Origin of the sequence: Streptomyces sp. CB02414, assembly GCF_001905385.1 — a bacterium.
Lineage (GTDB): Bacteria > Actinomycetota > Actinomycetes > Streptomycetales > Streptomycetaceae > Streptomyces.
Genome location: NZ_LIPF01000004.1, coordinates 89,447 through 112,275, shown reverse-complemented (window position 1 = coordinate 112,275; position 22,829 = coordinate 89,447). Strand labels below are relative to the sequence as shown.

The window sequence follows — 22,829 nt, the reverse complement described above, 5'->3', positions numbered from 1 at the left end:
CCCGTCTGAGGGCAGCAAACCTTACCGCGATCGAGTGAGGTTAGCCTACCCTCACTACCGCAACTCCGTTATCGGTCAGTGGAGTTCGACGTGGGTCCGGCCTATCGGCACGATGAGCGGCCGGTCGCCCACCGGGTCCTCGATCACCTTGGCCCGCAGCCCGAAGGCCTCGTGCAGCAGTTCGGCGGTGATCACGTCGCGGGGGTGTCCCTGCGCCAGGATCGCGCCCTCCCGCATCACGACCAGGTTGTCGCTGTAGCGCGTGGCCAGGTTGAGGTCGTGCAGCACCATGACCACCGTGCACCCGGACTCGTGCAGGTCGTCCACCAGGTCCAGGACGTCGATCGCGTGCGCCAGGTCCAGGTAGGTGGTCGGTTCGTCCAGCAGGAGCAGGTCGGTGCCCTGGGCGAGGGTCATCGAGATCCAGACGCGCTGGCGCTGGCCGCCGGAGAGGGAGTCGACCGGGCGGTCGGCGAGATCGGACACGCCGGTCATGGCCAGCGCGCGTGCCACCACGTCGGCATCGTCCGACGACCACTGCCGCAGCCAGCTCTGGTGCGGATGGCGGCCCCTGGCGACCAGGTCGGACACCGTCAGCCCCTCCGGCGCGACCGGCGCCTGCGGCAGCAGGCCGAGCTTCTTCGCCACGTCCCGGGTCCGGAGCTTCGCGATGTCGTCGCCGTCCAGCACCACCTTTCCGCCGGCCGGCTTCAGCAGCCGCGACAGGGTGCGCAACAGGGTGGACTTCCCGCACCCGTTGGGGCCGATGATGGTGGTGACGACCCCGGGCGGGACGGTCACGTCCAGGTCGTCGATGACGGTCCGGGCGCCGTACCCGACCGTGACGCCCCTGGCCGCCAGCCGTGCGGCGCCGTCGGTTCCGTCGGTTCCGGGCTTCACTCCGGTGATGGACTGAACGACCACAGGGCCCCCTTGTTTAGGCTCGCCTTACTTTGTACCAGCTACCGGCGGTTCGCCCGTACCAGCAGATAGACCAGGAACGGGCCGCCGATCGCGGCGGTGACGACACCGACGGGCAGGGAGACCGGCAGCACCGCGCGGGCGACCAGGTCGGAGCCGGTCAGCAGCAGCGCCCCCACCATGCCGGAGGCCACCATGGGCGGTGTGGGATGTCTGCCGAGCCGCATCGCCACCTGCGGCGCCACCAGCGCGACGAACGGAACCGGTCCCGCCGCGCTCACGGCCGCGCCGGCCAGCAGCACCGCGCACAGCAGCAGCACGGCCCGCACCGTCGCGTACCGGACGCCGAGGCCGGCCGCGATCTCGTCGCCGAAGTGCAGGGGCTTGAACTGGAAGGCGACGCACGACACGGCGGCCAGCAGGGCGAGCGTGCACCACAGGGCGAGCGACACCTCGTCCCAGGACCGGTCGTCCAGCGACCCGACCAGCCACGCCTGGGCCCTGGCCACGTCCCTGATGTCGGCGGTGACGAGCAGCCAGGTGGTGATCGCCTGCGTCATCGCGGTCACCGAGATGCCGATGAGGATCAGCCGGAAACCGTCGACGCCCCGCCGCCAGGCCAGGAAGTACACCAGCAGACCGGTGCCGAGCCCGCCCGCGAGCGCCGCCGCCGACAGGCCCACGGAGTCGGTGATCGCCGCGGCGGTGCCACCGGACACGGTCACCAGGAACACCGCGACCGCGCTCGCGCCACTGGTGATGCCGAGTACGTCGGGACTGGCCAGCGGGTTGCGTGCGATGGACTGGGTGATCGCCCCCGACACCCCGAGCGCGACGCCGACGACGAGCCCGGCCAGGGCACGCGGCATCCGCAGGTCCATGATGACGAACTCGTCGACCTGTTCGCCGCTGCCGAAGATCGTCGCGACCACCCGGGGCAGGGCGATGGGAAAGTCCCCGACGCCGATGGACAGGCAGAAGAGCAGGAAAGCCCCCGCCGCCAGCAGCAGGGTGACGCCGGCCAGCCAGGGCCGCCAGACGAACGACACACCGCCGAGCCGTACGCCCGGCACCAGGGACGGCTTCACGTCCGTCTGATCGGCCTTCACGTCCGCCCCGTTCACGCGCTCTTGAACTTTCCACGCCACACCAGCACCGCGAAGAACGGGGCGCCGAGGAGGGAGACGACGATCCCCGCGTCCAGTTCACCCGGCCGTACCACCAGGCGTCCCACGATGTCGCAGACCAGCAGGACGACCGCCCCGAGCAGCCCCGCGTACGGCACCAGCCAGCGGTAGTCCGGGCCGGTCAGGTACCGGGCCACGTGGGCCACCATCAGCCCGAGGAACGCGATGGGCCCGCAGGCGGCGGTCGCCGCACCCGCCAGCAGGGTGACGGCGACGATGCCGACGATCCGGCTCCGTGCGATGTTCAGCCCCAGCCCCCGCGCCACGTCGTCACCCAGGTTCAGCAGGTTGATCGCGGGCAGCGTGGACAGGGCCAGCAGCAGGCCGAGCGCGATGAACGCCGCCACGGGCCAGATGACGTCGAACCGGACGCCGGCCACCGAGCCCGCGTTCCAGAACCGCAGCGCGTTGAGCGACTCCTTGTCGGACAGGGCGACGGCGGTGGTCATCGCCGCGAGGAACACGGTGACCCCCTGCCCGGCCAGGGCGAGCGTCAGCGGGTTGCCGGCGCCCCTGCCGATGCTCGCCAGCCCGAAGACCACGACACCGGCGGCCGCGGCGCCCAGGAAGCCCAACCAGACGTACTGGAACGGGCTGGTGAACCCGAACAGGGCGATCCCCGTCACCACGGCGAACGAGGCACCTGAGTTCACACCCAGCAGGCCGGTGTCGGCGATGGGGTTGCGCGTGTAGCCCTGGATGAGCGCGCCGCCGACGCCCAGGGCGACGCCCGCCACGACCGCGAGCACCGTGCGGGGGACCCGCACGGTCTGCACGATGAGCCTGATCTCGGTGAGCCGTTGATCGGGCCCGGGTTCCGCGAGCAACCCGTGCCACACGTCGGCGGGGCTCAAGGCGCGCGCGCCGACCGCCAGGGACGCCGCCGACGCCACCACCAGGAGCGCCACGAGCACACCGAGGCCCACAACGCGCTTTCGGCGGGCCCGTGTTGTGCCCGGGGGCGCCGCGCTCCGGGCCGCAGTCGTGGTCATGGCGACGTACACTAACGCGCCGCGCTGCCGGTCCCGTCGGTGACCGTGCGGGCCGCGCCGGAAGCGGACCCGACGCCCCGGCCGAGGAGCGACCGCAGGATCTCGCCGACCCGGATGGCGGTGTTGGACAGCAGGGACGACGTGATGCCGTGGGTGTGCTCCGTGCCGCCCTGGAGGTAGATGCCGCAGCGCAGGCCGGGGTCGGTGGCGACGCGGTAGTCGCGCTCGACCCGGACCAGGCCCTCGTCGTCGCGCAGACAGCGGTCCGCGACCTCGCCGAGCAGACCGAGGGGGTCGGCCGGGCGGTAGCCGGTGGCGAAGACCACGACGTCCGCGTCCAGCAGGGTCTCCTCGCCGGTGACCAGGGAGGTCACGGTGGCCCGGACCTTCTCCGGGGTCTCCTTGACCTCGGTGAGCCGGGAGACGTTGAGGAAGCGCAGCCGTTCGGTGCCGAGGACCTTCTCCCGGTACGTCTGCCGGTACAGGTCGTCGATCAGGTCGATGTCCACCACGGAGTAGTTGGTGTTGCCGTGGTAGTCCATCAGCCGGCGTTTGACTCCGGCGGGCGCGGCGAAGTACTCGTCCACCGCCGTCGGGTCGAAGATCCGGTTGGCGAAGCCGCTGTCGTCGGCGGGGCTGTAGCCGTAGCGGGCGAAGACCGCGCAGACCTCGGCACGCGGGAAGCGGCGGTGCAGGTAGGCGACGTTCTCGGCGGCGCTCTGCCCGGCGCCGACGACGACGAACCGGGACGGCGAGGTGCCCTCCAACGCGTCCACCTTGGCCAGGAGTTCGGAGTTGTGCCAGACGCGGTCGCCGCGCTCGACGCCCTCGGGCAGGAGGGGGCGCAGTCCGGTGCCGATGACGAGGTTGCGGGTGCGGTGCACCTCCAGCCCCTCCCCCGAGCGGACCGTCACCTCCAGGTGCCGCACGGATCCGCCCCGCTCGACGGGTGCGACGCCGACGACCTCGTGGCCGTAGGAGACCATGTCGTCGACCTTGGCGGCGGCCCACTCGAAGTAGTCGTGGAACTCGACCCGCAGCGGGAACAGGTTCTTGTGGTTGATGAAGTCGATCAGCCGTCCCTTGCTCTGGAGGTAGCACAGGAAGCTGAACTCGCTCGCCGGGTTCCGGAGCGTCACCAGGTCCTTGAGGAAGGACACCTGCATGGTGGCGTCGTCGATCAGCATGCCCCGGTGCCAGCCGAAGCGCGGCTGCTGCTCGAAGAAGCGTGCGGTGACCGGCTCCTGTCCGTCGGGGTGTGCGTTGTGCTCGCTCAGTGCGATCGCCATGGCGACATTGGACGGCCCGAAGCCGATGCCAATGAGGTCGTGGACCAGTGTTGCGTCATCAGGAGGAACCTGTGACATGTCACTCCCATCCTGCGGCCGCCGAAACTTAGGTGAGCCTAAGCTAATGCGACGCGGACTGTCGATAGGGCGAACCCTTACCCTTCGCCGCCAACTGGGGTGCCGCGCAAGGATGTTCTCCACTAAGGTAAGCCTTGCTTTACTGCCCGGGCCGTCCCCTGTGCCGAGGAGGAACCCCATGCGCGTCGTCATGTTCGGTTACCAGACCTGGGGGCACCGCACCCTGCAAGCGCTCCTGGACTCCGAACACGACGTGGTGCTGGTCGTGACGCACCCCCGGAGCGAGCACGCGTACGAAAAGATCTGGAGCGACTCCGTCGCCGACCTCGCCGAGGAACACGGCGTCCCGGTGCTGATCCGCAACCGTCCCGACGACGACGAGCTGTTCGAACGCCTCAAGGAGGCCGACCCCGACATCATCGTGGCGAACAACTGGCGGACCTGGATCCCGCCGCACATCTTCGGTCTGCCGCGCCACGGGACGCTGAACGTGCACGACTCGCTGCTGCCCAAGTACGCCGGCTTCTCCCCGCTGATCTGGGCACTGATCAACGGCGAGTCCGAAGTGGGCGTCACCGCGCACATGATGAACGACGAGCTCGACGCCGGGGACATCGTCCGGCAGGAGGCGGTGCCTGTCGGTCCGACGGACACCGCGACCGACCTCTTCCACAAGACCGTCGACCTGATCGCCCCGGTCACCATCGGCGCACTGGGTCTCATCGCCGCCGGCCGGACCGGGTTCACCAAGCAGGACCGGTCCCGGGCCAGCTTCTTCCACAAGCGGTCCGCCGAGGACATCCGGATCGACTGGAGCTGGCCGGCCCAGGATCTGGAGCGCCTGGTCCGCGCCCAGTCCGAGCCCTACCCCAGCGCCTTCACCTACCACCGGGGCAGGCGGCTGGAAGTGCTCGCCGCAGTGGTGTCCCAGGGACGCTACGGCGGCACTCCCGGCCGCGTCTTCTACCGCGAGGGCGACGGCGTGGTGATCGTCGCCGGAGCCGACGCCCGGACCGGCCGCAACCACGGCCTGGCCATCACCCGGGTACGGACCGACGACGGCCGGGAGCTGCCCGCGACGGAGTACTTCACCTCCATGGGCGGATACCTGACCGGCCGTCCCTGACCAGCGTGAACGTGCCCGGACCGGCGGGCAGTTCCACGGTGTACCGGCTCAGGTACGTGTCGAGGAACGGCGAGCGGTCGCCGGGGGTGGCGACGTCGTCGGCGGGGTCGTCCAGGGCCAGCCGGAGCCTGGCACCCCGCACCTCGACGGTCTCGCCGGAGGGCGTGTCGCGCCATGAGCCGGTCTGGATCGAACCGATCTCCACGGCCAGGACGTGTCCCGCCGCCAGCGTCCAGTCGGTGGCCTTCAGGTCGACGGTCAGCCGGCCCGAATCCACCAGGGACACCTGCTCGTCGAACATGACGGCGGTGCCGTCCGGGGCGACGTCGTACAGCTTGAGCATGACGTTGCCCTCGCCCTTGGCGGTCAGGGAGACCTGCGGGGTGCCGGTGACGCGCACCGCCTTCTTCAGCGGCGTCGACCACACGAAGAAGCTGGAGCCGACCTCACCGCCCCGCTGCCGCTTCGCCGTCTCCCCGGCGAGTCCCTCAGGGGCGGCGTGCTCGGTTGCGGGCGCGTTCTCCATGTCCCACCGGCCGGCCGGCGGCGCGGGCGGCCGCGGTGCCGGGGTACCGGACGCGGCCAGCGCCGCGCGGGCGGACGCGCCACCGTCGTCCACGTACGAGCCGCCGCCGAGCGGCAGGGTGACCGACCGCTCGGTGACCGGCCAGGTGCGCTGGGCGCGCCAGGCGCCCGTGGAGTCCTCGACGGCGTAGGCCGGGTAGCGGACGGACGGCCTGACGCCCTTGAGGTACTGGTCGTAGAAGGACAGGGTCTCCTCGTACCAGCCCTCGCGGCCCATGGCGAGGCGCCCGTCGGGGGTGCGGTCGCCGCCGCGCACGTGGTCCCACTGGCCGAGCCAGCCGCGCTCGGGGCCCTCGTGGTTGTCGAGGTACTCCTGCATCTCCTCGGGTTTGGTGTTCGGCTCGATGAAGCCCTGGGTGACGAAGAGCGGTGTGTCGCTGCCCCTGGCCATCCGGGCCAGGTCGCGAGAGGTCCAGTGCTCGTCCCGCTGGTCGGCTATTCGGTACCCGGCGGAGTTCTCCGTCAGGCACTCCGGACGCGCCTGCTCGTAGCGGGCGTTCGCCCGGTAACGCGGGTCGTCGTCCGGCATCGGGGGCATCGTGGCGATGGAGTTGTACGCGCCGGCGGTGCCGGTCACGTTCGGGCGGGGCACGCCGTTGGAGTAGATGTACTGGTACATGTCCCACAGGGGTTCCTGGGCGACGACGGCCTTGAGCGCGCGCTGGTCCAGGTTGTTGCCGATGAGGCCGGTGACGGCGTCGTAGGACTTGCCGTACATGCCCACCGCGCCGGTGGACCACGGCTGCTTCGCGGACCAGTCGATCGCGGCCTTGACGTCGGCTTGTTCGCCGGGTCCGCCCCAGTCGAGGCAGCCGGTGGAGCCGCCGAAGCCGCGCAGGTCGACCATGACGAAGGCGTACCCCTCGTCGAACAGGTCGGTGCCCTCGACGAAGTCCTGGAAGCGGGACGAGGGCCCGGTGTGGCTCCAGCCCTCCGGGCCGGTCTGCCCGGCGTGGGCGAAGTACGGGCCGACCGAGAGGATGACGGGCACCTTCTCGCCGCGGGACAGCCCCTCGGGCAGCAGGACGTCGGCGTGCAACTCGGTGCCGGAGTCGTCGGAGGACGGGAAGTAGTGCTGCGTCCAGACCGATCCCTCGGGGACCCGGTCGTTCTCCTCGTGCGTGACGGGGTCGGTCGCGGTGGCGACCGGCGGGGCCTGCCTCTCCCCCGCCGCTGCGGCGGGCCCGGCCAGGCCGGCGGTCAGGGCGAGGGTGGCGATGAGCGCGGAGGTGCTTCGGGCGGCCGCGCGACGTGCTCTCACATGCTCCTCCTTGGACGGTGGGTGCAGGTGGTGCATGTGACGCAGGTGTAGCAGTGATGCGGTCGTACGTCGATGGGGCGTACAAGTTCCCTGCCCCGGCCCCGCGTTGGGGAGCGGATGCGGTGACCGGGCGTCAGTCACGCAGCTCGGCGAGGCGTACGAGGTCCTCGCGGACCGACTCCCGTTCCCCGGCGGTGAGTCGGACGGCGGCCGCCCGGGCGAGCACCGACGCCTTGGCTTCCTCATCGCCCAGCCGCCCGGCGACGTCGGCCCGCAGCACGAGGAGCCGGAGCAGTTGCGCCGGCGTGGGCCGCTCGTCTTCGAGGCGCAGCACCCGGTCGACGACCTTCGCGGCGCCCGCCGGGTCCTCCTTCGAGTCCGCGAGGAGCAGGGCGTGGTGCAGGGCACGGGCGAAGGTCTCCTCGGGGGCGCTCCGGTGGCGCGGGCCGCCGGAGGGCTGTCCGACACGGACGCAGTTGCCGCCCGGGTCGGTCATGAGGAACTGCCGCACCCCGTACGACATGTCCCTGAGCGGTCCGATGCGGGGCAGCCCACGCGTGGGGATCCTGCCGTACGCCGCCTTGAGCCCCGCCCGGAAGGAGGCGTGCAGCCCGTCCACGTCGTCGGTGAGGACGTAGCAGGTGCCGAGTGACGCGGCGGGCTCGTGCGCCTTGAGCGCGAAGAACTGCAACTCGATGCCGCCGCGCTCGACGACCGCGTACGGATTGGGACTGTTCTGCCGGTACGTCACCTCGAAGCCGAGGGCGGTGTAGAAGTCGAGAACGGGCTGGAGGGTCCGGCACGGCAGGATCGGGATCGTCTTCTCGGTCATGCGGCCCACTCTAGTCAATTTTGAGTAGCTGGTGTCATCCGCTCGCCGTCCACCCCGTCACGCCCACCACCTCCCGGGCGATGTCCACGACCCGGCGCCCGTCGGTTCCCACCCGGACGGTGTCCGCCGGCGCCCCCGCGTCCAGCAGCCGCGCCTCGCGGGCGCTGCCGGCCAGCTCCTGCTCCAGTTCCGAGCCGAGCTCCCGCCCCGTCAGACGCGCGCCGGCGGTGCCGTCGGACGCCGTGAGCAGGACCTGGACGAGCCGCACGTCCGCCCCCATCGCGCGCCGGAACATGCCTTCCGCCTCGGGCAGTACGCTCACGGTGTTCGTGTAGACCATGCGACGGTGGCCGAGCCGGGCGTAGTTCGCCCACACCGCCGTCAGATTGCTCTCGGTGATGCGCGACCTGCGGGGGTCACCTTCCGGAGCGGGGTGCACCTGGCCCAGGAAATCGCCCTCGACTTCATGGGAGCAGCCTGCCAGCCACGCGGAATCGCCCGTACCCCGTGGCGTGCCTAAGGTTGGGCACACTGAGGCAAACGGGAACGCGGACCGACTCCGGGGAGGTGCGGCGGCATGGCGCGCAGCGTCGAGGCGGTCCGGCGAGCGGTCCTGGGCTCCCTGGGGGGCGTACTGGTCGCGGTCGGCCTCGCGCTGCTGGTGCTGCCCGGACCGGGCCTGCTGCTCGTGTTCGCCGGAATGGTGCTGCTGTCGCGTGCCGTCCCCGCCCTGGACCGGTTCGTCGGCCCCGTCCGGCGGCAGGCCATGCGCGCGGCCGAGGAAAGCGTGTCCTCACCGTGGCGGATCGCCGGCTCGGTCGCGGCCGGGCTGTGCCTCGTCGGCGCGGGCGTGGCCTGGGGCCTGCTCCCCCGGCTGCCGTACTCCGGATGGGCCACCGGAGCGAGCCTGATCATCTCCGGCGTCGTCCTGTTCTCCCTGCTCGCCTGGAGCCACCGGCGCGTCCGCACGGGCCGGCGCGTCTGAGCGGGTCCCGTCCTCCGCGGGGCCTTGCGCCAGGCCACTTTGAACACATCGATGACAAAGTATGGACATGTCAAGCGGAAGTCTCCTACCTTTGCGGCGGAACCACAGTCGTACCGCACGAAGACCGGAGCGACATCCGGCACGGTCCGGTCCCACGTCCCGGAGGACCAATGCGCCCACGCCTGTTCCCGCGTGCCCGAAGACACCTCATCCTCCTGCTGGCCTCGGCCGTCTCGGCCGGCGGCTTCCTCGCCGCCCCCGTGTCCGCCGCGGACCGCGCGGACATCCCGCCGCAGGAACCCGGAGTCACCCTGCGCGTCTTCGACGTGCAGACGCCCCTGAGCGAGATCTGCACCCTCAAGCCCGGCCAGACCCCCAACCACGACAAACTGATGCCGACCGTGGACTGGTCGACCACCGCCGACTTCGGGGGCATCGCCGACAACTTCGTCTCGGAGGCCACCGGTTACCTGGTCGCTCCGCGCGACGGCACCTACGCCTTCCGGCTCACCAGCGACGACGGCTCGCGGCTGACCCTCGACGGCACCACGGTGATCGACCACGACGGACTGCACGGAGCCGAGCCGAAGGACGGCGCGCTCGACCTCACCGCGGGATCGCACCCGCTGCGCATCGAGCACTTCGACCGCGGCGGCGGGCAGCAGCTCACGCTCTCCTGGCGCCCGCCGGGCGAGACCGGGTTCACCGTCGTGCCCAACGAGGCGCTGACCACCGACGCCGGCGTCGTGCGCGTGACGGCGCCCGGGCGCAAGGAGTGCGAGGCCGGCACGGACACCCCCGGCGACGGGCTGCCGCTGACCTCGGTGCGCCCCGACCTCACCCTCACCGACCTGCGCCCCGAAGGGTTCGAACCGCAGGTCACCGGCATGGACTGGCTGCCCGACGGACGCCTCGCGATCAGCACCTGGGGCGGCACCGACAACGTTGCCGGTGAGGTGTACCTGCTCGACAACGTCACCGGCGCGACCAGCCGGGACAAGGTCACCGTGAAGAAGGTGGCCGACGGGTTGCGCGAACCCATGGGCATCAAGTACGTCGACGGTTCGCTCTACGTCTCCCAGAAGCACGAGCTGACCCGGCTGGTGGACGAGAACGACGACGACGTGACCGACGCGTACCGCACGGTCGCCACCTGGCCGTACGGCGGCAACTTCCACGAGTTCGCCTTCGGCCTGCTCTACCGCGACGGCTACTTCTACGTGAACCTCTCCGTCGCCATCGACCTGGGCGGCGCGACCACCGACCCGCAGCCCGCGCCGGACCGCGGGACCACTTACAAGATCAGCAAGAAGACGGGGAAGATCACCCCGATCGCGGGCGGACTGCGCACGCCCAACGGCATCGGCTGGGGTCCCGGCGGCGGTCTCTTCGTCACCGACAACCAGGGCGGATGGCTGCCCGCCTCGAAGCTCGTCCAGATCAAGCAGGACCGCTTCTTCAACCACTACACCGAGCCCGCGGGGCCCTTCGAGGACTCCCCCGTCACCGAGCCGGTGCTGTGGCTGCCCCAGAACGAGATCGGCAACTCGCCGTCCACCCCGCTGCACCTGAAGAAGGGGGTGTTCGCCGGCCAGATGCTGATCGGCGACGTCACCTACGGCGGTCTGCAGCGCGCCTACCTGGAGAAGGTGAGGGGCCAGTACCAGGGCGCCGTGTTCCGCTACACCCAGGGCCTGGAGGCCGGCGTCAACCGCGTCACCATGGGACCGGACGGGGCCATCTACGCGGGCGGCCTGGGAGCGGACGGCAACTGGGGCCAGGCGGGCAAGCTGAAGTTCGGCCTGCAGAAGCTCACGCCCAACGGCGGCAACACCTTCGACATCCAGAAGATGCGGGCCGTGCCCGGCGGCTTCGACCTGACGTACACCCAGCCGGTGTCCGACGAGACCGCCGCACAGCTGGCCGAGCGCTACGACGTCCAGCAGTGGCACTACACGCCGACCGCCGACTACGGCGGCCCGAAGATCGCCGAGGAGGAGCTGTCCGTACGCTCGGCGACGCTCTCCGAGGACGGCCGGACCGTCCGGCTGCGGCTGGACGGGCTCAAGCCGGACCGCGTGGTGCACGTGCGCTCGCCGCGGCCTTTCACCTCCGCCTCCGGTGAGACGCTGTGGAGCACGGAGGCCTGGTACACGCTCAACGAGATGCCCGGCAAGCAGCCGCCGCCCGCCACCCTCTACGAGGCCGAGGAGGCCCGGCTCACCGGCGAGGCCGGCATCGACACCGACCACGTCGGCTACTCCGGCAGCGGATTCGTCGACCGCTACTCCACCGAGGGCGAGGCCGCCACGACCTTCGACGTGACCGTTCCCAGGGCGGGCACCTACGACGTGGGGCTGCGCTACTCCAACGGCCCGCACCCCTTCGAGGGCACCAAGTCCCTGTCCCTGTACGCCAACGGGAAGAAGGTGCGGCAGACGGAACTGCCCTCCACCGGGGACTGGGACACCTGGTCCACGCGGACCGAACGCCTGCGCCTGCGGGCCGGACACAACACCGTGTCCTACCGCTACGACCCCGGGGACACCGGTCATGTCAACCTCGACCTGATCACCGTGCACCGGCGGGGCACGCCCGTCGACCTGTTCGACGGTACGGCCGCCTCGCAGGCCCAGTGGCAGCACACGGACGGCAGGGACGTGTCCTGGCCGCTGGCCGAGGAGCGGTCGATGGAGGTGTGCTGCGGCGACATCCGCACCAAGGACGCCTACCAGGATTTCAAGCTGCACGTGGAGTTCCGCGTCCCGCAGCTGCCGCCGGACGTGACCGGCCAGGACCGCGGCAACAGCGGCATCTACCTCCAGGACCGCTACGAACTCCAGATCCTCGACTCCTACCAGGACACCACCCTCGCGGACAACGAGGCCGGGGCGCTCTACCTGAAGAAGGCACCCGACATCAACGCGGCGACCGCGCCCGGGACGTGGCAGACGTACGACATCGTCTTCCGCGCGGCCCGCTACGACGACAACGGCCGCAAGACCGCCGACGCGCGGGTGACCGTGGTGTGGAACGGGGAGAAGGTCCACGACGACGTGGTCCTCGACGGTCCGACCGCGGGCGGCCGGGCGGAGACACCGGCGGCCGGGGCGATCCGGTTGCAGGACCACGGGAACAAGGTCCGGTTCCGTGACATCCGGATTCAGCCGCTGAGCTGATCCCGGCCGGAGCGGAAAGGTGTGCGGGGTGGCCGTCGGCGGCCGCCCCGCACGTCGTGCGCCGTCCGTCACTCGTCCCGTATCGGCCGGGGACCACTGGGTACGCTGAGTGAGGAGTCACCGCACATCGAACAAGGAGCGGAATTGAGCGAGCCGGCGTCCATCGCCCTGCAACTGGAGATCGCCCGGGAACTGGAGGTCGCCGAGACCTTCGACGCCGAGCGGGAGATCGAGCGCCGGGTGGCCTTCCTGACCGAGCGGCTGACCTCCACCGGCCTGCGCTGCCTGGTCCTCGGCATCAGCGGCGGTGTCGACTCGACCACCGCGGGGCGGCTGTGCCAGCTCGCCGCGGAGCGGGCCCGGGCCGAGGGGCACGAGGCGAGCTTCTACGCGATGCGGCTGCCGCACGGCGTCCAGGCCGACGAGCACGACGCCCAGCGCGCGCTCTCCTTCATCGAGGCCGACCACGTGCTGACCGTCGACATCAAGCCCGCGAGCGACGCCATGCTCGACGCGCTGCTCGCCGCCGACGTGGCCTTCCGCGACGCCCACCACCAGGACTTCGTGCACGGCAACATCAAGGCCAGGCAGCGCATGATCGCCCAGTACGCCGTGGCCGGCGCGCACAACGGGCTGGTCGTCGGCACCGACCACGCCGCCGAGGCCGTCTCCGGCTTCTTCACCAAGTTCGGCGACGGCGCCGCCGACCTGGTCCCGCTGACCGGCCTCACCAAGCGCCGGGTGCGTGCCGTCGCCGAGGCGCTGGGTGCGCCCGCCGAGCTGGTGGGGAAGGTCCCGACGGCCGACCTGGAGTCCCTCGCCCCCGGCAAGGCCGACGAGGACGCCCTCGGGGTCACCTACGACGACATCGACGACTTCCTGGAGGGCAAGCCGGTCAAGGAGGACGCCTTCGAGAAGATCGTCTCCCGCTACCGGGCGACGGACCACAAGCGCCGGATGCCCATCGGCCCCTGAGGCCCCGCCCGCTCCCGTCAAGCCGCACTCTATGTGCGGCTTGTCGCATATCACCTTAATGTGTCGACTGAGAGACGCGGTCGGTCGACGCCGGTCCAGCCGGCGGAAGGTGAGCTTCCATGGCTGCACGGCTCAAGAAGTCAGGTCTGCTCGGTGAATTGTCGGCGGAGTTCGCCGGCACGATGATCCTCATCCTCTTCGGGTGCGGTGTCGTGGCACAGGTGGCCGCGGGCGGCGCCCTCACCGATCCCGAGGGCGGCCTCGGGGACCACGACAGCATCTCGTGGGCGTGGGGCCTCGGCGTCACGCTGGGCGTCTACGTGGCCGCGCGGCTGAGCGGCGCCCACATCAATCCCGCGGTGACGCTCGCCCTCGCGGTGTTCAAGGACTTCCCGTGGCGGAAGGTGGCTCCCTACGCGCTGGCCCAGACGGCCGGCGCCTTCGTGGCCGCGCTCCTCGTCCGCTGGAACTACACCGAGGCGCTGGCGAAGGCCGACCCCGGACACACCATCAAGACGCAGACCGTGTTCTCCACGCTCCCCGCGAACGGGAACACCGCGCTGCCGGTCCACGAGTGGGGCGCCTTCCGCGACCAGGTCATCGGCACCGCAATCCTGCTGTTGCTGATCATGGCCATCACGGACATGCTCAACACACCGCCGGGCGCCAACCTGGCCCCCTTCGTCATCGGCCTGGTGGTGGTCGCCATCGGCATGGCCTTCGGCACCAACGCGGGCTACGCCATCAACCCGGCGCGTGACTTCGGCCCCCGGCTGGCCAGCTTCCTGACCGGGTACGGCGGGGCGTGGCGGGACCAGTACGGGAATCTCTACTTCTGGGTGCCGATCATCGCGCCGCTGATCGGCGGCGTGCTCGGCGCGGGGCTGTACAAGGTGTTCATCGGCCGGTTCCTGCCGACCGCTGAGCCCGAGCCGACAGGGCGCGTACCGGCGCCGGAGGACTGACACACCGGCCGGAGAGGCGGCACATCATGGCGGACTTCATCGGCGCGGTGGACCAGGGCACCACCAGCACCCGATTCATGATTTTCGACCACGGCGGCAACGAGGTGGCGAAGCACCAGCTGGAGCACGAACAGATCCTCCCCCGCTCGGGCTGGGTGGAGCACGACCCCGTGGAGATCTGGGAGCGGACCAACTCGGTGATGCAGAACGCCCTGCGCCACGGTGGTCTGTCGGGGACCGACCTCGCGGCCATCGGCATCACCAACCAGCGCGAGACCACGGTGGTCTGGGACCCGCGCAACGGCCGCCCGTACTACAACGCCATCGTCTGGCAGGACACCCGCACCGACACCATCGCGGCGAACCTGGAGCGGTCGGGCCGGGGCGACGTCATCCGGCGCAAGGCGGGACTGCCGCCGGCGACCTACTTCTCGGCCGGCAAGATCCAGTGGATCCTCGAGAACGTGGACGGCGTACGGGAGGCGGCTGAGGCGGGCCACGCCGTGTTCGGCAACACGGACACCTGGGTGCTGTGGAACCTGACCGGCGGTCCCGACGGCGGCATCCACGCCACCGACGTGACCAACGCGAGCCGCACCATGCTGATGGACCTGGAGACGCTCGACTGGGACGACGAACTGCTGGGCTTCTTCGGCATCCCCCGCGCGATGCTGCCCACCATCAACCCCTCCTCCCATCCGGAGGCGTACGGCGCGACCCGCACCTCCCGGCCGCTGCGCGCCGCCGTCCCCATCGGCGGGGTCCTGGGCGACCAGCAGGCGGCCACCGTCGGACAGGTCTGCTTCGCACCCGGCGAGGCCAAGAACACGTACGGCACCGGGAACTTCCTGGTCCTCAACACCGGTACGGAACTGGTCCGTTCGCGCAGCGGGCTGCTCACCACCGTGGCCTACCAGTTCGGCGACAGCCCGGTGGTCTACGCGCTGGAGGGCTCCATCGCGGTGACGGGGTCCGCCGTGCAGTGGCTGCGCGACCAGATGAAGATCATCAAGACGGCCGCCGAGAGCGAGGAACTCGCGCGCGGTGTCGAGGACAACGGCGGCATGTACTTCGTGCCCGCGTTCTCGGGCCTGTTCGCGCCGTACTGGCGTTCCGACGCCCGCGGCGCGATCGTGGGCCTCGCCCGCTACAACGACAACGCGCATCTGGCCCGGGCGACGCTGGAGGCCATCTGCTACCAGAGCCGGGATGTCGTCGAGGCCATGGAACAGGACTCCGGCGTCCACCTCGACGTGCTCAAGGTCGACGGCGGTGTGACGGCCAACGACCTGTGCATGCAGATCCAGGCCGACGTCCTCGGCGTCCCCGTCAGCCGGCCCGTGGTCGCGGAGACCACCGCGCTCGGCGCGGCCTACGCGGCGGGGCTGGCCACGGGGTTCTGGCGGGACACCGACGAACTGCGCACCCACTGGCACGAGTCGAGGCGCTGGGAGCCCCAGTGGTCCGAGGACCGGCGCGCGCAGGGGTACGCCGGCTGGAAGATGGCGGTCCAGCGCACGCTCGACTGGGTCAAGGTCGAGTGACCCCGGCCTGAGGACCACGTCAGGCGGGCGACGGGCGTCACCATAAGGTGATCCCCATGTCTCCCAGATTGAGTTCCGCGAGGACGCGCGCCGCGATGCGCAACACCGCGCGTGTTTCTGCCGAGTTGCTGCTGATACTCGCCATGCTCGCGGTGGCCCTGTGGCTCCTCGGCCGCATGTGGCCGGTCGTGTGGCCGTTGATAGTCGGTCTGCTCCTGACCACGCTGACCTGGCCCGCCGCCCGCTTCCTGCGGCGGCACAGCTGGCCTCCGGCGCTCGCCGCCTCCGTGGTGACCGTGGGGTTCCTGCTGGTCGTGACGGGTGTCGTGGCGCTGATCGCGGTGCCGATGTCCTCCCAGACCGACGAGTTGACCGAGGGCGTCGTGGAGGGCATCGAGCGGTTGCGGGAGTGGGCCGCGGGTCCGCCGCTGAACATCGACGACGCCCAGATCACGGGGGCGCTCGACACGGCGATGGCCCGCATCCAGGACAGCGTCGACAGCGTGGTGACCGCGGTGGCCACCGGGGTGGGCACGGTGGTCAACGGTCTCATCACCGCCGTCCTGGGCGTCTTCCTGATGTTCTTCTTCCTCAAGGACGGGCCGCGTTTCCTGCCGTGGCTCGGCCGCCAGCTGCCCGGCCGCCTCGCCACGGACGTCCCGGCCGTCGCCCTGCGCAGCTGGGAGACCCTGGGCTCGTTCGTCCGCTCGCAGGCGCTCGTGGGCCTGCTCGACGCGGTCTTCATCGGCCTCGGGCTGTGGATCCTGGACGTGCCCCTGGTACTGCCGCTCGCGGTGCTGACGTTCGTGTCCGCGTTCGTGCCCATCGTGGGCGCGCTGTTCGCCGGCTTCGTGGCCGTCCTCATCGCCCTGGTGTCGAACGGCCTGACCGACGCGCTGATCGTGCTGGCGATCATCGCCGTGGTGCAGCAGCTGGAGGGCAACGTGTTCCAGCCCATCATCCAGAGCCGCGGCCTCGGGCTGCACGCCGCGGTGATCCTGCTGGCGGTGACGCTGGGCGGCAGTCTGGCCGGGATCGTGGGCAGCCTGCTCGCCGTACCGGTCGCCGCCCTGATCGCGGTGGTGTGGAACTACGTCCGCGAGCAGCTCGTCGACCCGCCTGAGCAACCGGCGCCGGCGGACGCCTGAGGGCGGACGGCGCGGGCTGCGGGGGGGGGAGGAGAGTCGGGCCGGTCCCGTGGCGCGGTTCCTGGGACGCGTACATGGCCCCGGGTGTCTGGACCGGCCCCTTGGCCCGGGTCCCCGGGCCGGCCCCGTGGCTCCAATCCCTGAAGCGACCCCGTGGCCCGGGTACGCGGCTGAAGGCCGTGGCCCCTCCCTCGGGCCCGGGTCCGTGGCCCGGGACCCTGCTGGTTCTCCGGGCCGGTCCGTGCCTGCTCTCCGGACGAGTCCGCCTTCCCGCTCTCCGGGCGGGTCCGTGAACCGTCCCCCTCGCACGGCCGCTTGCTGCTAGCTTGCGGCCGTGGATCTGTTCTCGCGCTCCTGGTCGGCGTTGCGCACCGCGGTCGCCGGGCTGCGTGACGAGGACTTCGCGCGGCCGTCCGGCTGCGCCGGCTGGCTCGTCCGGGACCTGGTGTGCCACCTGGTCATCGACGCCCAGGACGTCCTGATCACGCTGGCCACCCCCGCCACCGCGGAACCGACCCGGGACGCGGTGACGTACTGGGACGTCGTCGCCGCCCCGGCCGGCGACGACCCGCTCGACGCGCTGATCGTCCGCCTGGCCGCCGCGTACCGGGAGCCCTGGCTCCTCAAGTTCCATCTGGACGACGTCGGTTCCGCCGCCGGCCGGGCCGCCGGCCTCGCGGACCCCGCAGGGCGGGTCGGTACGCGCGACGAGGTGCTCACCGCGGGCGACTACCTCGGCGCGTACGTCCTGGAGTGGACACTGCACCACCTCGACCTGGTCGCGCACCTGCCGGACGTGCCGGGGCCGTCCGCCGAGGGGCTCGCCCGGTCGCGGGAGATGCTGGAGCGGATCGCCGGGGCGGCGTTCCCGCCGTCGTTCGGCGACCGGGACGCGCTTCTGGTCGGCACCGGACGGCGGGCACCGACCGGGGCGGAGCGGGCCGCACTGGGCCGGACGGCCGCGCGGCTCCCCTTCCCGGTCGGCTGACCAGCACCCGGCGCCCCGGCGGGTCATCCGATCGGATGACATGCCCGTCATCCGTCCCGCGAACCGGAAGGGACCGGTGTGCCGACCGGCTCCGCCGCCCGTGGGGTGGAGGCTGGAGCGACCAGCACCCGAGACTCCGGAGTTCCCGCCCCATGACGAACTCATCAGCCACTCCAGCCGGCCTCGCCCTGCTCGCCGCCGCGCACCGCGGGGACACCGATGCCGTCCGGGCGGCGCTCCTGGCGGGCGCCGACGTGGAAGCACGCGACGAGGAGGGCCGTACGGCACTGCTGCGGGCCGCCCTGGCCGACCGGGTGCCGGTCGCGGAACTGCTGGTCGCCCAAGGCGCCGACGTCAACGCGCAGGACGCCCGCGAGGACAGCGCGTGGCTGGTCACCGGGGTCACGGGCAGCGTCGCGATGATGCGGGCGCTGCTGCCCGGTGGTCCGGACGTGACGCTGACCAACCGCTTCGGCGGAGTGTCGGTGATCCCGGCGAGCGAGCGCGGTCACGTGGCCTACGTGCGGGCCGTGCTCGCCGAGACGGCGACCGACGTGGACCACGTCAACCGGCTCGGCTGGACCGCGCTCCTGGAGGCGGTCGTCCTCGGTGACGGCGGCCGTCCGCACCAGGAGGTGGTGGAGGCGCTGCTCGCGGCGGGCGCCGACCCGTCGCTGCCGGACGGCGACGGCGTCACGGCCCGGGCCCACGCCGAGCGCAGGGGATTCCGTGCGATCGCCGACATGCTGCGGCGCGCCGAGCCGGACGGCACCGGCGGCCTCCGGAAGGGCGGACAGCGGTGAACCGGCGCCTTCTCGCTCCGCACCTCGCCGTGCTGGCCGCCGTGACCGCGACGCTGGCCGGATGCACGTCCGGCGGCGGCACGCAGGCCGGTGGCCCGGGGTCCGTCCCGCCCGCCGCCACGGCACCCGCCCGCACTCCGGCCCCCGGCACGGACACGGCCACCACGCACGAAGGCACGCTGCTGGTGACGGACTTCGGCGCCGACACCGTGACCTTCGTCGACCCCGGCCGGCGGGGCTCGGCGGCCGACCTGGGGTCGGTGCGGGTGGGGACGGCTCCCTACGGTCTCGCCGTCGACGACGACGGCACGGCATGGGTCGCGACGGCACAGGGCGTGGCCGTCGTGGACACCCGTACGCGCGAGCGCACCGGCCTGATCCCCTACACGACCGACGTCGGCCCCGTGACGACCGGCGAGTACCGGGGCGGCGGCATGGGCATCGCCCTGTCCCCGGACGGCAGCCGGGTCTACGTCGGCGTCAACGTGCCCGGTGGCAACGGCACCCTGGAGGTCATCGACGCCGAGCGGAGGAAGGTGACGCGGACCGTGCCGGTCGGGCGCCGGCCCTTCGACGTCGACGTCTCCCGCGACGGTCGCCACGTCTACGCCACCAACCACGACTCCTTCGACGTCACCGTCGTCGACACCGGCGCCTGGACGACCCGCGGCATCGAGGTGGCCCCGTACGGCACCGAGGGCGGCCTCGGTTCGTGGCTCAAGCCGCACTACACCGCCGTACGCCCCTCGGACGGAGCCCTGCTGCTGCCCTTCGAGGGCGAACGCCTCGCCGTGGTCGATCCGCGCACCGGACGGGTGCGCATCGAGGACATGACGGCCGACACGCACCAGCACGGCGCGGCGGTCGGTGCCGACGGAACGCTGTACGTCGTGGGGGCCGGTCCGATCGATCCGTCCGAGGACGACGGCCCGTCCCTGACGGTACGGACGCCCGGCGGCGACGAGCGGGTGATCCCGCTGGACGGTCCGCACGAGAGTGTCGTCCCCTCGGCGGACGGCCGCACCGCCTACGTCTCCGGCGGCTTCACCCGTGACGGCTACTGGAACGGCCTGAGCGTGGTCGACACCGCCACGGGCCGGGTGACACGGCTGCCGGTCGGTGAACGGCCTCTGGGCATCGCCGTGCTGCCGGGGATACGTTGAGCCCATCCTGATCATCTCGCTGAGAGGGCACCATGTCCGCCGACGGCCTGTACGAGATCCTGGACGACCGCTTCCGCACCAGGCGCTGCGCGAGCGGCGACAGCAGGCTGGAGGTCCTGCACGACGGCTGCCGCTGGGCCGAGGGCCCCTTGTACGTGCCGGCCTGGCGTCAGCTCGTGTGGAGCGACATCCCCAACGACCGCATCCTGCGCTGGGACGAGTCCACCGGCACGGTCGGCGTCTTCCGCTCCCCGGCCGGCCACAGCAACGGCAACACCCTGGACCGGCGGGGCCGGCTGGTCACCTGCGAGCAGGGCAACCGCCGGGTCACCCGCACCGAGGCCGACGGGACCGTGACCGTCCTCGCCGACCGCTACGACGGCAAGCGGCTCAACAGCCCGAACGACTCCGTCGTGCGCTCGGACGGCACGGTCTGGTTCTCCGACCCGGACTTCGGCATCCTCAGCGACTACGAGGGGCACCGCGCCGAGTCGGAGATCGGCGCGTGCAACGTCTACCGGATCGACCCGGGGTCGGGTCGGGTGCGGCTCGCCGCCGACGGCTTCGACGGCCCCAACGGCGTGATCCTCTCCCCCGACGAGAAGCGGCTGTACGTCTCGGACTCCCGGGCCGCCCGGATCCACGTGTTCGACGTCCAGGAGGACGGCACGCTGTCGGGCGGCAAGGTTTTCGCCGAGGCCCGTGGCGACGTGCACTTCGACAACATCCGCTTCGACGACGCGGGCCGTCTGTGGGCCGCCGCGCTCGCCGACGGTGTCCACTGCTACCACCCCGACGGCACCCTGATCGGACGGCTGCGGGTGCCCGAGCCGGTGTCCAACATCGCCTTCGGCGGTCCCAGGAACAACCGCCTGTTCATCACGGCCACCACCTCCCTGTACTCGCTGGTGATGTCCGTGACGGGCGCACCGCGCGTCTGAGCAGGCGAACCGGTGTGCGAGGGAGGGCAGTTGCGGCGTAGGTTGTGACGAAGCACCCATGACTCGGCTGAAAGACGGACCGTACCCATGAGCGACCCCGTGACGAACCCCGGCCCCGCAGCGCACCAGAAGATCGACACCTCGGTGCCGCACTCGGCCCGGATCTGGAACTACTGGCTGGGCGGGAAGGACAACTACCCGGTCGACGAGGACGCCGGCGACGCGTACACCGCCGTCTTCCCCGGCATCGTCACCATCGCCCGCAGCAGCCGCGCCTTCCTGCGCCGCAACATCACGTACCTGGTCGCCGAGGCGGGTGTCCGTCAGTTCCTCGACATCGGTACCGGCCTGCCGACCGCCGACAACACCCACGAGGTCGCCCAGCGCATCGCCCCCGAGTCCCGGATCGTCTACGTGGACAACGATCCGATGGTCCTCGCGCACGCCCGCGCGCTGCTCTACTCCACTCCCGAGGGGGCGACCGCGTACATCGACTCGGACGTGCTCGACCCGGACAGCGTCCTGCGGGGCGCCGCCAGGACGCTGGACTTCGAACGGCCGGTCGCCCTCATCCTCAGCAACATCCTGGGGCACGTCGCCGACTACGACCAGGCGCGTTCCATCGTCACCCGGCTGATGGACGCACTGCCCCCGGGCAGCTACCTCTCCGTCAACGACGGCTCCCGGGGCATCGATCCGGGGTTCGAACAGGCCCAGGACGCGTACAACGAGAGCGGCGCGGTGCCGTACAACCTGCGCACCGTGGACGAGATCACGGCGTACTTCGACGGGCTGGAGCTGGTGGAACCCGGAGTCGTCTCCGTCCCCCTGTGGCGTCCGGACGCCGCCTCCCCCGCGCCGGAGCCCATCGGCGAGCACGGCGGTCTGGCCCGCAAGCCCTGAGTCCGCACCGGCGAGGGCGCCCCGCCCGGAGAGAAAGGCAAGCACATGTCCACGTGGCCGCTGCCCGAGACGTTCGCCGGGAGTACGGGGGCCGTCCGCTGGAACCGGCTGGGTGAGGCGGGCCGGCAGCCTCTGGTCCTGCTGCACGGCACGCCGTTCTCCTCCTACGTCTGGCGCGCGGTGGCCCGTTCGCTGGCGCGGGACCACCAGGTGTTCGTCTGGGACATGCCGGGCTACGGGATGTCGGAGAAGTTCCCGGGTCAGGACGTGTCCCTGGCCGCCCAGGGCCGGGTCTTCACCGAACTGCTGGACCACTGGGGTCTGGCGGAGCCCGTCGTGGTCGCCCACGACTTCGGGGGTGCGGTGGCGCTGCGCGCCCATCTGCTGCACGGCGCCCGCTACCGGGCTCTGGCCCTGGTCGATCCGGTCGCGCTGGCTCCCTGGGGGTCGCCGTTCTTCCGGCTGGTCCGCGACCACGCCGAGGTCTTCGAGGCGCTGCCGCCGTCGCTCCACGGGGCTCTGGTCGCCGAGTACGTGGCTTCCGCCAGCGGTCCGGGTCTGCACCCGGCGGTACTGGAGCGGTTGGTGCGGCCGTGGCTCGGCGAAGCGGGGCAGCCGGCCTTCTACCGGCAGATCGCCCAGGCCGACCAGCGGCACACCGACGAGATCCAGGACCGGTACGCCACCATCGGGGTACCGACGCTGGTCTGCTGGGGCGAGGACGACGCCTGGATCCCGGTGGCGAAGGGACGCGAGCTCGCGGCGGCCGTCCCCGGCGCCCGTCTGGAGCCGATCGCCGGCGCGGGCCACCTCGTACAGGAGGACGCGCCCGCCGAACTCACCGCCGCGCTGCTCGCCTTCCTGCGGCGGCTTGTCTGACGGTGGTGTGAGGGCCTGCGACAACGGCACGGTGCCCGGGAGCCGAGCGGCTCCCGGGCACCGTGCTCAGTTCGGCGGTCTCCCG

The 22,829-nt window shown here is 71.4% G+C and carries 19 protein-coding genes and 1 pseudogene; 13 read left to right on the top strand and 7 right to left on the bottom strand.

All coding sequences use genetic code 11. The features are described 5' to 3' along the window. Positions 1–75: 75 nt before the first annotated feature. Genes AMK11_RS14670 through AMK11_RS14655 form a run of 4 tightly spaced genes read right to left on the bottom strand, consistent with a single transcriptional unit; the run spans position 76 to position 4,467 of the window. Complete coding sequence (locus tag AMK11_RS14670) at positions 76–924, bottom strand: ABC transporter ATP-binding protein (RefSeq protein WP_073727088.1); 849 nt, start codon at positions 922–924, stop codon at positions 76–78. A 38-nt stretch (positions 925–962) separates the two neighbouring features. Then, the gene (locus tag AMK11_RS14665; protein WP_198941365.1) at positions 963–2,030 is read right to left on the bottom strand and encodes a FecCD family ABC transporter permease; all 1,068 of its coding nucleotides are present in this window, start codon (positions 2,028–2,030) and stop codon (positions 963–965) included. A gap of 11 nt (positions 2,031–2,041) precedes the next feature. Then, complete coding sequence (locus AMK11_RS14660) at positions 2,042–3,100, bottom strand: FecCD family ABC transporter permease (RefSeq protein WP_073727892.1); 1,059 nt, start codon at positions 3,098–3,100, stop codon at positions 2,042–2,044. A gap of 11 nt (positions 3,101–3,111) precedes the next feature. Beyond that, positions 3,112–4,467 carry a lysine N(6)-hydroxylase/L-ornithine N(5)-oxygenase family protein gene (locus AMK11_RS14655; protein WP_073727084.1) on the bottom strand — a complete coding sequence of 452 codons (1,356 nt, stop codon included), beginning with the start codon at positions 4,465–4,467 and terminating at the stop codon, positions 3,112–3,114. Positions 4,468–4,645: 178 nt separating this feature from the next. On the opposite strand from AMK11_RS14655, the gene AMK11_RS14650 reads away from it, so the two are divergent. After that, on the top strand, positions 4,646–5,593 hold the full coding sequence (locus tag AMK11_RS14650) for a methionyl-tRNA formyltransferase (protein WP_073727082.1): 948 nt from the start codon (positions 4,646–4,648) through the stop codon (positions 5,591–5,593). Here the strand turns inward: AMK11_RS14650 and AMK11_RS14645 are convergent. The 3 genes and pseudogenes from AMK11_RS14645 to AMK11_RS14635 all read right to left on the bottom strand — a co-directional run. Then, positions 5,556–7,439, bottom strand: a complete 1,884-nt coding sequence (locus tag AMK11_RS14645; protein WP_073727072.1) for a CocE/NonD family hydrolase — start codon at positions 7,437–7,439, stop codon at positions 5,556–5,558. The genes AMK11_RS14650 and AMK11_RS14645 overlap by 38 nt on opposite strands. 133 nt (positions 7,440–7,572) lie before the next feature. Next, positions 7,573–8,271: a bleomycin resistance protein gene (locus AMK11_RS14640; protein ID WP_073727031.1), complete on the bottom strand. Its 699-nt coding sequence runs from the start codon at positions 8,269–8,271 to the stop codon at positions 7,573–7,575. A 34-nt stretch (positions 8,272–8,305) separates the two neighbouring features. Continuing rightward, positions 8,306–8,734, bottom strand: a pseudogene (locus tag AMK11_RS14635) (hypothetical protein); the annotation flags it as partial. 114 nt (positions 8,735–8,848) lie between these two features. Between AMK11_RS14635 and AMK11_RS14630 the strand changes: the two are divergent. The 12 genes from AMK11_RS14630 to AMK11_RS14575 all read left to right on the top strand — a co-directional run bounded on the left by AMK11_RS14630 (position 8,849) and on the right by AMK11_RS14575 (position 22,744). Beyond that, positions 8,849–9,256, top strand: a complete 408-nt coding sequence (locus tag AMK11_RS14630) for a PGPGW domain-containing protein (RefSeq protein ID WP_073727027.1) — start codon at positions 8,849–8,851, stop codon at positions 9,254–9,256. A 170-nt stretch (positions 9,257–9,426) separates the two neighbouring features. Continuing rightward, positions 9,427–12,435, top strand: coding sequence for a family 16 glycoside hydrolase (locus AMK11_RS14625; RefSeq protein WP_073727025.1), 3,009 nt, complete (start codon positions 9,427–9,429; stop codon positions 12,433–12,435). Positions 12,436–12,579: 144 nt separating this feature from the next. Next, on the top strand, positions 12,580–13,410 hold the full coding sequence (gene nadE / locus AMK11_RS14620; RefSeq protein WP_073727023.1) for an ammonia-dependent NAD(+) synthetase: 831 nt from the start codon (positions 12,580–12,582) through the stop codon (positions 13,408–13,410). A 119-nt stretch (positions 13,411–13,529) separates the two neighbouring features. Further along, complete coding sequence (locus AMK11_RS14615; protein ID WP_073727021.1) at positions 13,530–14,375, top strand: MIP/aquaporin family protein; 846 nt, start codon at positions 13,530–13,532, stop codon at positions 14,373–14,375. A gap of 26 nt (positions 14,376–14,401) precedes the next feature. Then, positions 14,402–15,919: a glycerol kinase GlpK gene (gene glpK, locus AMK11_RS14610; protein ID WP_073727019.1), complete on the top strand. Its 1,518-nt coding sequence runs from the start codon at positions 14,402–14,404 to the stop codon at positions 15,917–15,919. A 56-nt stretch (positions 15,920–15,975) separates the two neighbouring features. Beyond that, on the top strand, positions 15,976–17,067 hold the full coding sequence (locus AMK11_RS14605; RefSeq protein ID WP_073727017.1) for an AI-2E family transporter: 1,092 nt from the start codon (positions 15,976–15,978) through the stop codon (positions 17,065–17,067). A gap of 334 nt (positions 17,068–17,401) precedes the next feature. Next, the gene (locus AMK11_RS14600) at positions 17,402–18,055 is read left to right on the top strand and encodes a maleylpyruvate isomerase N-terminal domain-containing protein (RefSeq protein WP_073727015.1); all 654 of its coding nucleotides are present in this window, start codon (positions 17,402–17,404) and stop codon (positions 18,053–18,055) included. A gap of 152 nt (positions 18,056–18,207) precedes the next feature. Then, positions 18,208–18,858, top strand: coding sequence for an ankyrin repeat domain-containing protein (locus tag AMK11_RS14595; RefSeq protein WP_073727013.1), 651 nt, complete (start codon positions 18,208–18,210; stop codon positions 18,856–18,858). Continuing rightward, on the top strand, positions 18,855–20,021 hold the full coding sequence (locus AMK11_RS14590) for a YncE family protein (protein WP_073727011.1): 1,167 nt from the start codon (positions 18,855–18,857) through the stop codon (positions 20,019–20,021). Before AMK11_RS14595 ends, AMK11_RS14590 begins: the two co-directional genes overlap by 4 nt. Before the next feature lie 32 nt (positions 20,022–20,053). Further along, positions 20,054–20,962, top strand: a complete 909-nt coding sequence (locus tag AMK11_RS14585; protein WP_073727009.1) for an SMP-30/gluconolactonase/LRE family protein — start codon at positions 20,054–20,056, stop codon at positions 20,960–20,962. 87 nt (positions 20,963–21,049) lie between these two features. Next, complete coding sequence (locus tag AMK11_RS14580; protein WP_073727007.1) at positions 21,050–21,865, top strand: SAM-dependent methyltransferase; 816 nt, start codon at positions 21,050–21,052, stop codon at positions 21,863–21,865. 45 nt (positions 21,866–21,910) lie between these two features. Next, positions 21,911–22,744: an alpha/beta fold hydrolase gene (locus AMK11_RS14575; RefSeq protein ID WP_073727005.1), complete on the top strand. Its 834-nt coding sequence runs from the start codon at positions 21,911–21,913 to the stop codon at positions 22,742–22,744. The last annotated feature ends 85 nt before the right edge of the window (positions 22,745–22,829 follow it).